The following is a 14,506-nucleotide window of genomic DNA, read 5'->3' as shown; positions in this document are numbered from 1 at the left end:
TGGAAAATGTTTAACCTTGAGACAAAAAGTCCAAAGATTCTCGTTGTTGGGGATTTGATGATAGATCACTATGTATGGGGGGATTGTGAGCGTATATCGCCTGAAGCCCCCGTGCAGGTTGTGGAAGTCAAAAATGAGAGCAATCGTTTAGGCGGGGCGTGCAATGTTGTGCATAATCTTGTGGCGTTGAATGCTGAAGTGTTTGTGTGTGGTGTGATTGGCAGTGATGATTCTGGCACTTGGCTTGGGGATAGGCTAGAATCTATGGGCGTTGATATTTCTCATCTTTTTGTGGATACTTCCCGCCCCACGACTAAAAAAACCCGCATTGTCATTGGCAATCAGCAGGTGTTGCGTGTGGATAGGGAGAGTAAAAAACCCATAGATTCTACAATACAAGAAAACATTATGCAGAGAATCCACGCTGTGCTAGATATAGTGGATTGCGTGATTGTGAGTGATTATAACAAGGGGCTTTTAATTGCTGAACTCACGCAATTTATCATTACTTATGCTAAAAATAAGAGCAAACTTGTGCTATGTGATCCAAAAGGAGTAGATTACAGCAAGTATAGCGGTGCGACACTGCTCACACCAAATAAAAAAGAGGCTCAACTCGCCACGGGCATTAATATCACGGATAAAGATTCTCTTATTCAAGCGGGTATGAAGCTCAAAAATGAATGCAACCTTGATATTTCACTTATCACCTTAAGCGAAGATGGCATTGGAATCTTTGAAAATAACACATTACATCAAATCCCCACAAAAGCTAAAGAAGTCTATGATGTTACCGGAGCTGGAGATACCGTTATTGCCGCACTTGGCTTTGCTTTAAGCAGTGGCTGTGATATTGTAAAGGCTTGTGAGTTTGCCAATATCGCTGCAGCTGTGGTTGTAGGCAAAGTCGGTAGTGCTGTGGCTACACATAGTGAGATTCTACAATACCTTAACGCTGAGCCTTCTCATTTGCATAATATAGAATCTAAATTCATCGCACAAGAAGCCCTTATGTCTTTACTCAAGGGGCTTAAGCAAAGCAGGGTTGTTTTCACAAATGGCTGTTTTGACATTCTCCATAAAGGGCATATCACCTATCTTAACAAAGCTAGAATGCAGGGCGATATGCTGATTGTGGGGCTAAATAGCGATGATTCTATCCGCCGTCTTAAGGGCAAAACTCGCCCCATTAATAACCTAGAAAATCGTGCGTTTATGCTCTGTGCGTTAGAATGTGTGGATTATGTAGTGAGCTTTTCTCAAGATACGCCCCTAGAACTCATTAAAGCCTTGAAACCCGATGTGCTTGTCAAAGGTGGGGATTATCACAATAAAGAAGTTGTAGGTAGGGAGTATGCTAAGGAAGTCGTGCTGATAGACTTTGTAGAGGGGTATTCCACGACAAATATTATAGAATCTCTACAAAAAAAGGAGTAAAATATGAAAGCATTTATAGAATCTGAATTTCACGCCCATATCCAAAGTGTGAATAAGATTTTCTCTCTCACAGAGGAAATAGAAAAAGTCGCTAAAATCTTAACAAGTGCCCTTGATAAAGGCAATAAGATTCTCATCTGTGGCAATGGCGGAAGTGCCGCTGACGCACAGCATTTCGCCGCTGAACTCACCGGCAGATACAAAAAAGAACGCAAAGGCTTAAGTGCTATTGCTCTAAGTGTAGATACCTCCGCCCTTACTGCCATTGGCAACGACTATGGCTTTGAGTTTGTTTTCTCTCGGCAGGTGGAGGCTTTAGCCAAAAGTGGCGATGTGCTTTTTGGAATCTCCACAAGCGGAAACTCCGCTAATGTCCTAAATGCCGCAAAAGTCGCAAAAAGTTTAGGAGCAATGGTAGTGGGTTTGAGCGGAAGAGATGGTGGGGCATTAAACCAAGTGAGTGATATAAATCTTGTTATGCCAGATAATGACACACCTAGAATCCAAGAGCTACACATACTTGTGATACATATTTTGTGCGATATTATTGAAAAAAACTGCCTAGAAAAGTAAAGATTAATGTTGCTGCCAAAAACGCTAGATTCTATCCATAGTATAGAAAAAGAAAGCTTCAAAGACACACTGAGTGATATGCTCCACACTGATGGACTAAATGTCGCTTTGGCAGATTTAATCTTTGGGCATTATTTTGTCTATACGCTCTTAGGCAATGGAATCTTGCAGCCTGTCTTTGTTTATGAAGGGCAGATAAGCTATAAGCACTCCCTTGCCAAAGGGCTGCCAAAGCTCCATTTCTGCCAATGCAGTGAGATACAGAATGACTTTAGCTTAGAAAATAAAGCCCACACGCTATCCCACCGCCACTATCTTGCTAAAATCACAAAACGCAACGCCTTTAGCTTCACTATCAAGCAGGGCTTAAGCGATGTGGGGCTGTATAATGACTATCCGCTAGAGCTATGCTCAATGTGTAGTGATATTTTAGAATCTATGCGAGAGGGGCAAGTTATTGACAGCACACTTAGCGTATATTTGTTTAATCAAAGTTTTTTAGAGCTTTTAGAAAAAAACGCGGAGTTAAGGCAAAAAGAGATAACTGCCCTGCAATTTGCTAACCTTACTTGCTATAAATGCAAAAATCTTATTGACATAGATAACGATATGTGGATACAAGTTATGCCAAACAACACACTCAAAGTGTCTTGTTGCTAGATCTTGTAAAGTGTAGGCTACGCCCTGAATCTACATTTTAGATTCTAGAATTTAAAAGAGATGTGAAGCCTACTTCTTACCCTTTTTCTCCGCTTTAGTGTCGTGCTTATCGTGCTTGTGAATCCACTGCTTAATCTTAGTAAAGCATTCTTCAAACAGATTCTTATATGGCTCACTCTCTACCCCAAAACTCTCTTGGAGCTTCTCTACTAGGGCTTTTTGCTCACTATTTAGTTTTGGTGGATAAGTGATTTTAATCTGCGCGACAAACTTCCCTCTATACGCACTATTAACATCTTTTACCCCCTCATTATCAAAGACAAACTGCTCCTTATCACGCGTATTTGGTGGGATTTTTAGCTCTAGTTCCCCACGCAGTGAAGGGATTTTAAGCGTTGTGCCAAGTACGATTGAAGTGAAAAACACCGGCACTTCCATATAGATATTTTCTCCATCACGCACAAACACTTCATCTTCTGCCACACTCACCGCAATGTATAAATCCCCTCTTTTTCCATTCTTATCTGCATTTCCCCTGCCACCAATGCGGATTCTATTGCCATCATCAATGCCTTCTGGGATACTCACTTCAAAGCTTTCACTACTCATCTCAAATGCAGAGCCTTTACATTTTGGGCATTTTTCAGCACTTTTTTGCCCAGCCCCCTTACAAGTAGGGCAAGTTTGAGCAAATGTCATAAAGCCCTGTCGCATATATACCTGCCCCTTGCCACCACAATCTTTGCAAGTTTCAAGTTTGCCATCTTTTGCACCTGTGCCTTTACAATCACCACAAGCAACTTTAAAGCTATTATGTATCTCTTTTTTACAGCCAAAGACTGCTTCTTTAAAGCTTAACTCAAGCCCGATAATCTCATCAAGATTATATGCCCCTTTGCTTTTTTGACTTGAAAAGCCAAAGCTCCCACCAAACGCAGATTCAAAAATTGAACCCAAGTCGCCAAAAATATCGCTAAAATCTCTCCCGCTAAAACCGCTGAATCCAGAGTTTTGCAAGCCTTCTTTGCCGTATTTATCATAAATTTGTCGCTTAGAATCATCGCTCAAAACCTCATAGGCTTCATTGATACGCTTAAATTGCTCTTCAGCATTCTTATCATCAGGATTCCTATCAGGGTGATATTTTAATGCCATTTTGCGATATGCTTTTTTGATTGTCTCTTTGTCGCTTGTGCGTGTGATTTCAAGGATTTCATAATAATCAAATGTCTCCAAAACCCGCTCCTAAATTGTAAAAAGATAAAAATAAAAAACAGGATTGTAGCAAAAATTTATAAGGCAAAGTTAAATTCTTTAGCGTTATGATTGCACCCTTTATTTTACACGCTCGCACCCACCCAACAAAAGGCATAAAATGAATAGCTACAAATCAAGCCTTAGGGCTTTTGCAGACCTTATCGCCGCACTTGAAAAACTCCCCACCATCGGCAAAAAATCTGCTCAAAAAATGGCATATTCTTTGTGCGTGGAAAATAAATTCCTAGGCTTAAATATCGCCCACGCCATTGAAAATGCTGCCCTTGTTGTAAAAAAATGCAATAAATGCCTTGGGCTAAGTGAAAGTGAGATTTGTGAAATCTGCCTTGATGATACGCGGCAAAATGGGGAGCTTTGTATCGTGGCAAACTCACGCGATATTTTTACTATTGAGGAGATGGGGGAGTTTCAGGGGCGGTATTTTGTGCTAGATTCACAGCAGGATTTAGAACAGATTGACTTTTCATTACTCAATCACAGAATCCAAGCAGAATCTATCCACGAAATCATCTTTGCCTTAACCCCTAGTCTTGCCAATGAAGCTATTATGCTCTATATTGAAGATAAGATTAAGCCTCCATTAGATACACCCTTGCAATTTAGCAAAATCGCTCAAGGTGTTCCCACAGGCATTGGGCTAGATTCTATTGATCAGCTTTCACTTTTAGCAGCCTTAAACTCACGCGTAAAACTCTAAAAAAGCAGTTTTTAAGGATTTTATTAATTTTTGATTTGTAGAATTGTCGCGTTGATTTATTCCAACAACGAAAGGATTGAAAATGAAAAAGTTGCTTTTTCTTACACTTTTAAGTTTTGCTAGTTTTGCGTTTGCAGAAGCTCCTGCAGTGTTTAAAAAATGTATCGCTTGCCACGGTGCTGATGCTAAAAAAGTAGCTCCGGGAAGTAAAGGTGGTGTTACCATTGCTGGTATGGCTAAAGATGAGCTTGTCAAAGAGCTTAAAGGCTATAGGGCAAAGACTGCTGATAACGGCGGTGCTAAGGCTATTATGTATGGTCAAGCAGCGAATTTAAGCGATGCTGACATTGAAGCTTTAGCAGATTATATCTCTAAACTTCCTAAATAAATACCTTTGCGGAGCAATCCGCAGGGCTTTTTCCACTTCATTATGGCTGAAATTATTTTAGATTCCAAAGCTTACAAACACAATCTTAATCTCATACATTCACATATCAATTCACACAACAAGTCAAATGTAGAAATTGCTGCTGTTTTAAAAGACAATGCCTATGGACACGGACTAAAAGAAATGGCTACAATAGCAGCTGAATATGGTATTAAGAGTGTATTTGTCAAAAATTACAATGAAGCGATACAAATCTATAAATTTTTCCCACAGGTAACGGCTTTTTATGGTATGCCGCAGGGAGATTTTGCTAAAAATATCGCCTTTGTTATCCACGATGAAAAGCATATCTCCGCCCTGCCACAAGGCACAAAAGTAGAACTCAAAGTCAATGTCGGTATGAATCGCAATGGCATAGAGCCTAGCGAGTTAGAAAGCTTTATTCAGGCAATTTTACAAAAAAAGCTAGAGCTTATCGGTGTGTTTTCACATAATGGCTATGGTGATGACTTAGATTCGGTGTTTTTCCACACACAAAGCAATTTTGCTAAACTCAAGCAAGAAGTGCTTCATTTAAGTCAAAAATATGGCTTTGCACCGCCAAGATTCCACTCCCTTAGCACATCTGGGGCGATTCGTGTCGCAAGTGAAGGGGGCATCACAGATGATTTAGTCCGCATAGGCATAGGTGCGTATGGCTATCTTGATGTGAGCTTTGAAAACCCCATAAGTGATAAATTACAAAAAGTCGCCTCACTCTATGCCGATAGAGTTTCTACACGCTTTTTGGACAAAGGAGAGCGGATAGGATATAGTGGCTGCACGACTTTAAATTCCCCACAGGTTGTAAGCACCTATGACATCGGCTATGGCGATGGCTTTTTCCGTGTAAATGAAAATCACAAAGTGTATATCGCAAATGGCTTACAGATTCTGCCGCGTTCATCTATGGATTGCTTTTCGTGCTTTTGTGATGAGCCTAGAATCTGTGTGTTTAATGATGTAACCCACCTTGCTAAAGCCTTTGGCACGATTAGCTATGAGATTTTAACTCACCTATCCCCCAGCATAAAACGCACTATTATTTAGCCTATGCACTCTGCAAGATTCTATCCCTTTAGCCACAGCCCCTTGCAATGCCACTTTAACGCATCTTCAAGGGATTTTGTCGTCAAAGAAATTCCGCTTTATGAGCCAAGTGGCAATGGGGAACATTTGCTAATTTATGTGCGAAAAAAGGGCTTAAGCACCTTTGAAATGCTTGAACTTTTCTCGCAGATTCTAGGTATAAAAGTGCGTGATATAGGCTATGCAGGGCTAAAAGACAAAGCCGCTACCACCTATCAATACATCAGCATTCCTCGCCATTTAGAATCTCGCCTAAATCTCATCTCGCCTATTTTGCAAGAGCATAACATTAAGATTCTAAATCTCCACGCCCATAACAACAAGCTCAAAATCGGGCATTTGAAAGGCAATGAATTTTTTATGCGTCTTAAAAAGCTCCTACCGCATAATGCTACAAAGCTAGAATCCACACTTGAACTCATCGCTCAAAGTGGCTTTCCAAACTATTTTGGCGACCAACGCTTTGGCAAAGAGGGAGATAATTTCCAAAGTGGTAAGGCAATTATCCAAAATAGTCTTAAAATCAAAAATAAAAAGATGAGTAATTTTCTCATCTCCAGCTATCAAAGCCACCTTTTTAACGCTTGGTTAAAAACGCGTTTGCAGTTTTCACAGATTTTGCATAGCTTTAGCCCAAACGAAGTCCTAAACGCTCTTTTCCACGATGATTTTAAAGCCATGCATAGCCCACACTACACGCTAAATCTCATAAAAACCCTGCAAAAACAAAAACAACATTTTGTGCTTTTGCAAGGTGATGTGATGTGCCATTATCCCTATGGCAAAAACTTTATCTGCGAAGATGAAATAGCAGAATCCCAGCGTTTTATACTTAAAAATACCGCTCCAACAGGGGCATTATGCGGCTTAAAGCTCACTCACGCACACAATCTAGCCAAAGACATAGAATCTCACTTTTTAGATTCTGCTATCAAGGCAAATGGCACAAGACGCTATGCGTGGGTATGGGCAGAGCAAATTAAAGGCAAATATATCGCGGAAAAAGCCCAATACGAGCTACAATTCTACTTGCCAAAGGGGAGCTATGCGACTATTTTTTTAGAAAGTTTGCTAGGGCAACAGAATCTTTAGGCAAAAACCCTTAACCACCTAGCAAATTCTATCACCACAACACCGCAAAACCCACAACACAAGCTTTACACAAAAAGCAGATTCTGTTTTTTCATCGCTTCAAAAATAATCTCATAGCCCTTTAATGCCTTTTCATCACACAAAACCCACTCATTTAAGCCTTCCAAGCTCATCATATGTGCGATTTTAGAATCTGATTTTCGTGCATTTTGAGAGAGCATCATTTCCACAAATGCGTCCCTTAAGCCCTTGTCAAAGTCTTTTGAAAGCGTGAAATTACAATGACAATACTCCGCTCCTACATAAAAGCTTTTTAGCTCACTATAACTGCCCTCTTGCAAGATTCTAGCCCAAGTGCCAGAGCCAATAGCCCCCGCGTCAAGCTCCCCACTGCGTATTTTATCTAGCACATCAAATTCACTCCTGCCCGTATCGCCGTGCTTCCCCACATCGCTATTAAAGCGATAAATGCCTACCGCATTACTTGGAGCAGATTCACTTAAACTTGACATCTCCTGTAATGTCAAAGTGCAATCTTGCAAAAAATGTAAAGGCATAATCGCCGCCTGAGCTGAATCTAAGCTCCCAAGCCCAAACTTCTTGCCCTGCAAATCCTGCAAATCTTTCACGCCATTTTCCCTTGTAACAAACACGCTTTGAAAGCCTATATCCGTATCACGCATTAAAATCGCTTCCATTGCATTATCACTTGCCACTTGAGAGCGGATATAGGCGACATTTGTATTCCACGCAATGTCAATCTTTTTTTCCATAAGCCATTGCACTTGCCGCTCATAATTGCTAAAAAGCACATAATCTAACCGAATATCCTTAAAATACGCATTTGCATATTCCCTAATAATATCCCATATCGGCACAATTTGCGGTGCATACGCCACCGCTCCTACAATAATATGTCTCATTTTACTCCTTTGCTAAAAGTGTATCACTTAGCCACACTTGCAACACATCAAGGCTAGGCGCCATAACTTGACTTGCCATCGCATCACGCAAATACCGCTCCAGCGGCAATAACTTACTATACGCTTTTCCACCGCCAAGTCGCATAGCCAACTCACAAATCTGCATAACAAGTTCAGTAGCATTAATCCTACTTGCAAAAATCTTGCACGCCGCGTTAGAATCCCCACAATCAAATGCCCTTGCTGCTTCTTTCACAAGGGCGATTTGACTTTGTGTCTTGGTATAAAGATTTGCAATGTGAATCCGCACTAATTCCTTATCCGCTAGTGAGCTACCATCAGTGTATTTTCTACTCTTACAATGATTTAACGCACATTCATACGCACTCTGCCCCACACCACTATACACAGCTCCAAGCCCCACGACAAAATACATCGCCACTAGCCCAGCGTGAGTTCCCCCCTCGCCATCTCTGCCTAGTAAATAACGCTTTGTCTCTAGTCTCACATTCTCATAACGCACGGGCTTTGAGACATTCCCACGCATACCAAGCCCATTCCACACGCCCTCTTCGTGGATAAGCCCTTGCAAACTATTTGGCGTAATCCAGTTATTTTTCCCACCACTCACTTCGCAGGAATTTGTATAAGTGAGATAGTAATCTGCCTTTTCAGCAGAAGTTACAAAGCTTTTTCGCCCATTTAGAATCCTATGCTCCCCATCAGTTTTTTCAGTAATATCAGGTGAGCCAAAATGTGTGCCAGAGCCACTTTCACTATACGCAAGGGCAAAAGTGATGTCCCCTTTAGCAATTTGTGGCAAAAACTCATCTTTTTGCTCCCTAGTGCCAAAAGCACAAAGCACCGCTGTGGCAACATTATGCATCATATAGCACAACGCACTTGAAGCATCAAAACGCGCAATGTTATAGCAAACCAAAGCGTGATTCTGGCAGTTACCACCACTTCCGCCAAACTCTTTTGGCACAAGCAATCCCGTGAATCCTTGCTTTTTTAGCTCACTATATGCTTCATCTGGGAATCTTGCCTCTTTGTCAATAGCATCTGTATAGGGGGCTACATATTTTCGCCCAAACTCCAAGCTTAAATTTTCAATATTTTCTAAATCTAACATTACACTTCCTTTACATAAAATTAGGCGTGTGAGCCTTGCTTAAATCAACAGCCAAATCCTCATCAATCCCACATTCAACAAGTCTTCTCGTGCGATTTCTCTCCATTTTTGACTTTAGCTCCATTACCTCATCAAAGCCTTGAGCTATACACTCTTGCCCTCCTCCTTTTAAAATCGCCATAGATTCAAGCAAGAGTGAAGATTCAGCACTTTGTGAATCTAGATAATTCTTTCGCTGAAACACAACATCTTTAAGTGCGGCGATTTTAGCAGGATTGTTAGCTAAAGTGTGCTTGACATTCCCCATACCATAGCTTACGTGCCTTGCCTCATCTTTTCTAGCCAAAGAGAGTAGTTTCGCGCTTTGCCAATCGCCCAAATCTCTAAAGCCATCTTCTAAAAATTTGAGCAAATCAATAAAAGTCCCTTCCCCCATAATATGCAGTAAAAAGCTTGACTTGAAATAATCCTTTTCATTCCACAGGCTAAATAAACTCTGCTGGGTAGTGAGTGTGGAGTATTGCACCCCAAGCCCTGTAACATTTGCTCGTTTTATAAAAGATTCAATATGCCGACTTTCATCGCCTATAATGCTAGAAAGCAGCAAAGGCACAGCGGTAAAAAATGGGGAAATCTGCCCTAAAAAACGACTAGGAATATAAAGGGCTGAAAACTCATTTTCTGTAAGATAAGTCATAATCTGTGCGATAGCAAACTCAAGCTCCGGGCTAAATCTAGGCATTTCCTGCCACAAAATATCCCTTGAAGCATTCCATTGTGCGTTCTTAGAATCTTCATAGATTTGGGCTATATTGTTGCTCCAAATCTCATTATTATGCAAATATGTGAAGTGATATTCCGGGCTTGCTACTTCCACTTGCACACCATTTGGGGCTAATCCGTGCATTGCTGGGGCAGACGAGGTGGCATCAAACTTGTGAAATCTTGTGGGCGATTTTTTACGCATAAGATACAAAAAATTGCCCTTAGATTCTAAATCTTTACTTATTTTTTGCTTACAAATGAACTCTTCACCCTTAAAGCGACACCACATTATGATGTCTCTCTCAAGATTGTCAAAATCGCTTATAAGCTCAATCTCCGCTCCCTTTAGTGAAAGCAAAAAGGCATTTTCAAGACGCATAAAAAAGAATGCACCAAGTGGCAACGCACCCATAAACACGCAGGATTTTTGCATATACAAACTTTTGGATTAGGCTCTACAAGACTGAAGACTTGTTTTCTTTCTCACGGAAAGCTAAGGGGGGAATACTATTTAATTTTGGCTTAAATATTTTTAAAATTGCTTCATTTTAAATAGCTTGGTTACCACTCACTTTATCTTAATAATATTCTCAAACATTCTTTCCCACAAACTCCACAATATCCTCTATCACTTCCTGCTTATTTGTCTCATTTAGAATCTCGTGTCTCGCACCCTCATAGAGTTTAAGCCTGACATCAAAGCCCCAAAGCCTATATTGATTTGCAATTTTTTCTACCCCAATGCCAAAATTCCCGCAACTATCCTTATTCCCACTGGTAATAAGCAAAGGCAGATTCTGCCCCATATTAGCCTGATTTGCATTAGCTTTATTCACCCACGCCATACCCTTAAATAGCCCGATAAAACTCTCCAAACTAAAGACAAACTGACACGCCTTGTCAGCCTTATACGCTTCCACCACAGCCCTATCACGACACAGCCACGCAAAGCCACCCTTTGTATTATCCTCTCCTACATTATGCAAAAACGGCTTATTAAATCCGCCAAAAGACAGGGCATTTATCCATTTTTTGCCTTGAATCTCTAATCCACACATCTGCAAGATTCTAGCCAAACCCGCCCCCAAAGACGCAAAAGGATTATACGCAGGAGAGCCAGAAAGGATAAGGGCATTTAACTCGTGGTGGTGCATTTTCACATAGCCCCTTGCAAGAAGCGAACCCATAGAATGCCCCAACAGCACATATTTTTGTGGCTTAAAATGCTCTTTAGCTAAAAGTGTAAGCTGATGCATATCCATAATGGCTTTGACAAACCCACTAGATTCTATATGTTTTGAATCTAGCCCATTCATCTCGCCCCAAGGGTGAAGTGTATCAATACTTTTGCCGTGTCCGCGATGATCATTGATTACAACAATAAACCCACACTCGGCTAAATATGAGCCAACCCACTCATAGCGGTCTTTATGCTCTACCATTCCGTGTGCGATTTGAATAAGCGTAGCATTTGGCACTTCTGGTATATACACATCATAGAAAATCTCTAATCCGTCCTGCTTTGAGACAAAACTCTTATTTTTATACATCTGCATTGCAATTTCCTTTCAATCCTTTAATGTATTCTTTGCTTTTTAAGCCAAGATTGTAACTGCTTCTCATCGCCATTAAACGCATTTAAATCAATATGTTTCTCCCCACCTGAATAGCCCTTCAATACACCTTGTGGGTCATACTGCCAAAAGCTCCACGATTGAATATACACATTAAACAATCTCGCCCACACAGAATCTGGTGCAAAAAACACAGAGCGAATCCACAGCGGATTCTCCATATATGCCTTAGCATATCGCTCACGCAAATACATATCATAAAAGCTTGGCGTTGTATAGATAATAGGCTTTATTTTATAATGCTTCTCTAACGCCACAAGTAGCCTATCAAGCTCAGCATAGACTTTTTGGGGGGACGGAGGGTTTTTTGCCTTTGGGCCATAAAACTCTATATCCACAACCGGTGGCAACGCCTTAGAATCTCTTATATTTGGGACATTGTCAATAAAATTTTGAGCCTGTGTAAGCCCCGAACTATCAAAGCTAAAAAAATGATATGCCCCCACATATAGCCCCTGCTTTCTAGATTCCGCAAAATTATACGCAAAGCGTTTATCCACCCAAGTGCTACCCTCTGTGGCTTTGATAAAAGCAAATGAAATATTTTGAGATTTGAGAATCTGCCAATCAATCTTGCCCTGATGTGCGGACACATCAACGCCCTTCATAGGATAGCTCTTATCACTTGGCATATTAAACCACACAAGCCCATTATGTTGCAGGATAAAAAACACAAGGGCTAAAGCCATCACCACAAGCAAACGCGTAGCGTATTTGCCAATGTGAAAAATCCTAGCAAATACGCCTTTTAATCTCATACTAATCCCGCAATCTCGCATCATATTTTTCAAGCAAAAAGCTCGGCTGATAGGAGAGTTTAGCTTTTCTTAACCCCTCAATGCCTAAATCCTCCTCTCTATTAGCATATAAAGAACTAGCAAATTTATGTTTTAAAAGTGCTTGATTAATGGCTTGATATGCCCCGCTAAAAGCGATATTTGCCTTTTCAATATGTATAAGTGCCATTTTAGAATCTAGCATTTCTCCAAAGCTAAACGCGATAATCTCCCCTTCATTTCGTAAAAGCCCCCCACTTAAGCCCAAAATCTCAAAGTTTGCCAAAGCGTCATTAATGCCTAGATTCTCATAATATAACCCCTTGTCATTTTCGCCCTGCTTTGAATCACCTTGCTTTGCTTCCATACTCGCCTTGAACCACTGATTATTTATCCTTAGCACCTCTTCTATATTTTCTACCCCCAAAGATTCAAAGCACACATTAGGATATTGCAGATAGAAGCGATTGAGATGATTCTTTTTCTTATGAAACTTCCTGCCACTTAGCTCTATAAGCTCTTGTGTATTGTAAATATACTCAAACCTATCGCGTCTTTGGGCAAATTCAAAGTGTTCAGGAAAATCTCTCTGTAAGGATTCCACCTCATCTTTTTGCAGGGAGTGAAACTCTAAAGCCACTCCCAAACTCGCATAATGCTCTATCAGTGCGGTGATTATAGGCTTTTTATCCCCCTGCCCTAGTGGATAAAATACAAATGGCGTTTGCGTGGGATATTGCGTTTGGATAATAAGCTGATTTTTAAAAATACAAAATGAAATCTCGCGTGAATGTCGCCACATAAACATATTTGTAAAGTTTGTGTCTGAAAGCCACCGCCCACCTTGCTTTGTGAAAGGCTCTAGCAATGCTTTATGACTTAAATCAAGCTTTGTATATTTCATAGTATATCCCATAAAATCTGCCCCTTATCGTATATCAGCAAAAATATAACTTCCAAGCCATTTTATCTCTTCGCCCCTTTTAGCAAAGAGCCTTTGCAGTGCTTCATCTTCATAATGCCCTTGACAATCAATAAAAAAGCCCATTTTAAAATCCCCATTCTCACGCACAGGACGAGAATCTATCTTTGTAAGATTAATGCCCTCTTTCTCAAAATCCCCAAGCAGTCTAAACAAATCCCCCACTTCATCTTTACGCCTAAGATTCACAAACAATGAAGTCTTATCATTCCCACTTGGTGCGTTGCTAAAATCACTCACAATCACAAAACGCGTTTTATTATGCTGTGTATCCTCAATATGCTCAAACATTAAAGGCAGATTGTAGAGCTTACCAGCGATTTTTGAGCCAATGGCGGCACTATAAGGCGTGGTAGAAGCTAACTGCACCGCCCTTGCTGTGGAATCTGTGGGGATTTGCTCAATATGGTGTAAATTATGTGCGTTAAGGAACTTTTGACATTGCCCAAAAGCAATATCTTTTGAAAAAATCTTTTGAATCTCATTTAGATGCTCACAATTACTCAAAAAACTATGATGAATAGGCAAAATCACTTCAGCAATAATCTTAAATTCATACTTTGCTAACAAGTCAATGCTCTCGCCAACCATACCATTGGTGTTATTTTCAAGCGGTATGACGCCATATTTCACGCGTTTATGTGAAAGGGCTTCAAATACGGCACTGATGGTGTTTAGCGGTATATACTCGCTCATCGCACCAAATCGCTCTTCAGCCGCTTGATGTGTATAGCTCCCAATGGGACCCAAAAAGCCGACCTTTTCAGGCAACTCAAGGTTACGCGAAATGGCAAAAATCTCTTGGTAAATCGCCTCAATGGCACGAATATCAAGGTATTTGCTTTTTGCTTTTGCTAATCGCTCTATAATCTCTCGCTCTCGTTCCGGGCGGTAGATTGCCCCACCTTGCTTATGTTTTAACGCTCCCACTTCCGCTACAAGTGCCATACGCTTTTGTAAAAGCTCAAAAATCCCATCATCAATGGCATCAATCTGCCCTCTTAGCTCAAGTAAAGACTTTGCCATTTTATTCCCCCC

General features: G+C 40.7%; 15 protein-coding genes. 7 read left to right on the top strand and 8 right to left on the bottom strand.

Annotated features, from left to right (window positions below):
• Positions 1 to 6 precede the first annotated feature (6 nt).
• The 3 genes from rfaE1 to HCN_RS02460 are packed head-to-tail and all read left to right on the top strand — an operon-like array spanning position 7 to position 2,670.
• On the top strand, positions 7 to 1,437 hold the full coding sequence (rfaE1, locus tag HCN_RS02470) for a D-glycero-beta-D-manno-heptose-7-phosphate kinase (RefSeq protein ID WP_014666447.1): 1,431 nt from the start codon (positions 7 to 9) through the stop codon (positions 1,435 to 1,437).
• Positions 1,438 to 1,440: 3 nt separating this feature from the next.
• Positions 1,441 to 2,010 (top strand): D-sedoheptulose 7-phosphate isomerase, encoded by a 570-nt coding sequence (gene gmhA / locus HCN_RS02465; RefSeq protein ID WP_002957003.1) that lies wholly within the window; start codon positions 1,441 to 1,443, stop codon positions 2,008 to 2,010.
• Positions 2,011 to 2,016: 6 nt separating this feature from the next.
• Positions 2,017 to 2,670, top strand: coding sequence for a hypothetical protein (locus tag HCN_RS02460; protein ID WP_014666446.1), 654 nt, complete (start codon positions 2,017 to 2,019; stop codon positions 2,668 to 2,670).
• A 69-nt stretch (positions 2,671 to 2,739) separates the two neighbouring features.
• Here HCN_RS02460 and dnaJ read toward each other — a convergent pair whose 3' ends face one another.
• The gene (dnaJ, locus tag HCN_RS02455) at positions 2,740 to 3,906 is read right to left on the bottom strand and encodes a molecular chaperone DnaJ (protein WP_002957005.1); all 1,167 of its coding nucleotides are present in this window, start codon (positions 3,904 to 3,906) and stop codon (positions 2,740 to 2,742) included.
• Positions 3,907 to 4,045: 139 nt separating this feature from the next.
• Between dnaJ and recR the strand changes: the two genes are divergently transcribed.
• From recR to truD, 4 genes are all read left to right on the top strand, one after another.
• On the top strand, positions 4,046 to 4,645 hold the full coding sequence (recR, locus tag HCN_RS02450; RefSeq protein WP_002957007.1) for a recombination mediator RecR: 600 nt from the start codon (positions 4,046 to 4,048) through the stop codon (positions 4,643 to 4,645).
• Between the two features lie 82 nt (positions 4,646 to 4,727).
• The gene (locus HCN_RS02445; protein ID WP_002957008.1) at positions 4,728 to 5,033 is read left to right on the top strand and encodes a c-type cytochrome; all 306 of its coding nucleotides are present in this window, start codon (positions 4,728 to 4,730) and stop codon (positions 5,031 to 5,033) included.
• Positions 5,034 to 5,075: 42 nt separating this feature from the next.
• Entirely contained in the window at positions 5,076 to 6,122 is a 1,047-nt protein-coding gene (locus tag HCN_RS02440) for an alanine racemase (RefSeq protein ID WP_002957009.1), read from the top strand.
• Between the two features lie 3 nt (positions 6,123 to 6,125).
• A complete protein-coding gene (truD, locus tag HCN_RS02435) occupies positions 6,126 to 7,253 on the top strand; it encodes a tRNA pseudouridine(13) synthase TruD (RefSeq protein ID WP_081495222.1) in 1,128 nt (375 codons plus the stop codon).
• Positions 7,254 to 7,318: 65 nt separating this feature from the next.
• Here the strand turns inward: truD and HCN_RS02430 are convergent, their stop codons facing one another.
• The 7 genes from HCN_RS02430 to pheA all read right to left on the bottom strand — a co-directional run bounded on the left by HCN_RS02430 (position 7,319) and on the right by pheA (position 14,494).
• On the bottom strand, positions 7,319 to 8,176 hold the full coding sequence (locus tag HCN_RS02430; protein WP_014667522.1) for a phosphate/phosphite/phosphonate ABC transporter substrate-binding protein: 858 nt from the start codon (positions 8,174 to 8,176) through the stop codon (positions 7,319 to 7,321).
• Between the two features lies 1 nt (position 8,177).
• Complete coding sequence (locus HCN_RS02425) at positions 8,178 to 9,311, bottom strand: acyl-CoA dehydrogenase family protein (RefSeq protein ID WP_014666444.1); 1,134 nt, start codon at positions 9,309 to 9,311, stop codon at positions 8,178 to 8,180.
• 10 nt (positions 9,312 to 9,321) lie between these two features.
• Positions 9,322 to 10,509 (bottom strand): ribonucleotide reductasen, encoded by a 1,188-nt coding sequence (locus HCN_RS02420; protein ID WP_014666443.1) that lies wholly within the window; start codon positions 10,507 to 10,509, stop codon positions 9,322 to 9,324.
• Positions 10,510 to 10,666: 157 nt separating this feature from the next.
• Complete coding sequence (locus HCN_RS02415; RefSeq protein WP_014666442.1) at positions 10,667 to 11,632, bottom strand: alpha/beta fold hydrolase; 966 nt, start codon at positions 11,630 to 11,632, stop codon at positions 10,667 to 10,669.
• Positions 11,633 to 11,652: 20 nt separating this feature from the next.
• Positions 11,653 to 12,468 carry a glycoside hydrolase family 25 protein gene (locus HCN_RS02410; protein ID WP_014666441.1) on the bottom strand — a complete coding sequence of 272 codons (816 nt, stop codon included), beginning with the start codon at positions 12,466 to 12,468 and terminating at the stop codon, positions 11,653 to 11,655.
• A gap of 1 nt (position 12,469) precedes the next feature.
• Positions 12,470 to 13,402 carry a DUF2156 domain-containing protein gene (locus tag HCN_RS02405; protein WP_014666440.1) on the bottom strand — a complete coding sequence of 311 codons (933 nt, stop codon included), beginning with the start codon at positions 13,400 to 13,402 and terminating at the stop codon, positions 12,470 to 12,472.
• A gap of 12 nt (positions 13,403 to 13,414) precedes the next feature.
• Entirely contained in the window at positions 13,415 to 14,494 is a 1,080-nt protein-coding gene (gene pheA, locus HCN_RS02400) for a chorismate mutase (RefSeq protein ID WP_002957017.1), read from the bottom strand.
• Positions 14,495 to 14,506 lie beyond the last annotated feature (12 nt).

The organism is Helicobacter cinaedi PAGU611, from assembly GCF_000284635.1.
Lineage (GTDB): Bacteria > Campylobacterota > Campylobacteria > Campylobacterales > Helicobacteraceae > Helicobacter_C > Helicobacter_C cinaedi.
This window is presented reverse-complemented; position numbering and strand designations above follow the sequence as displayed.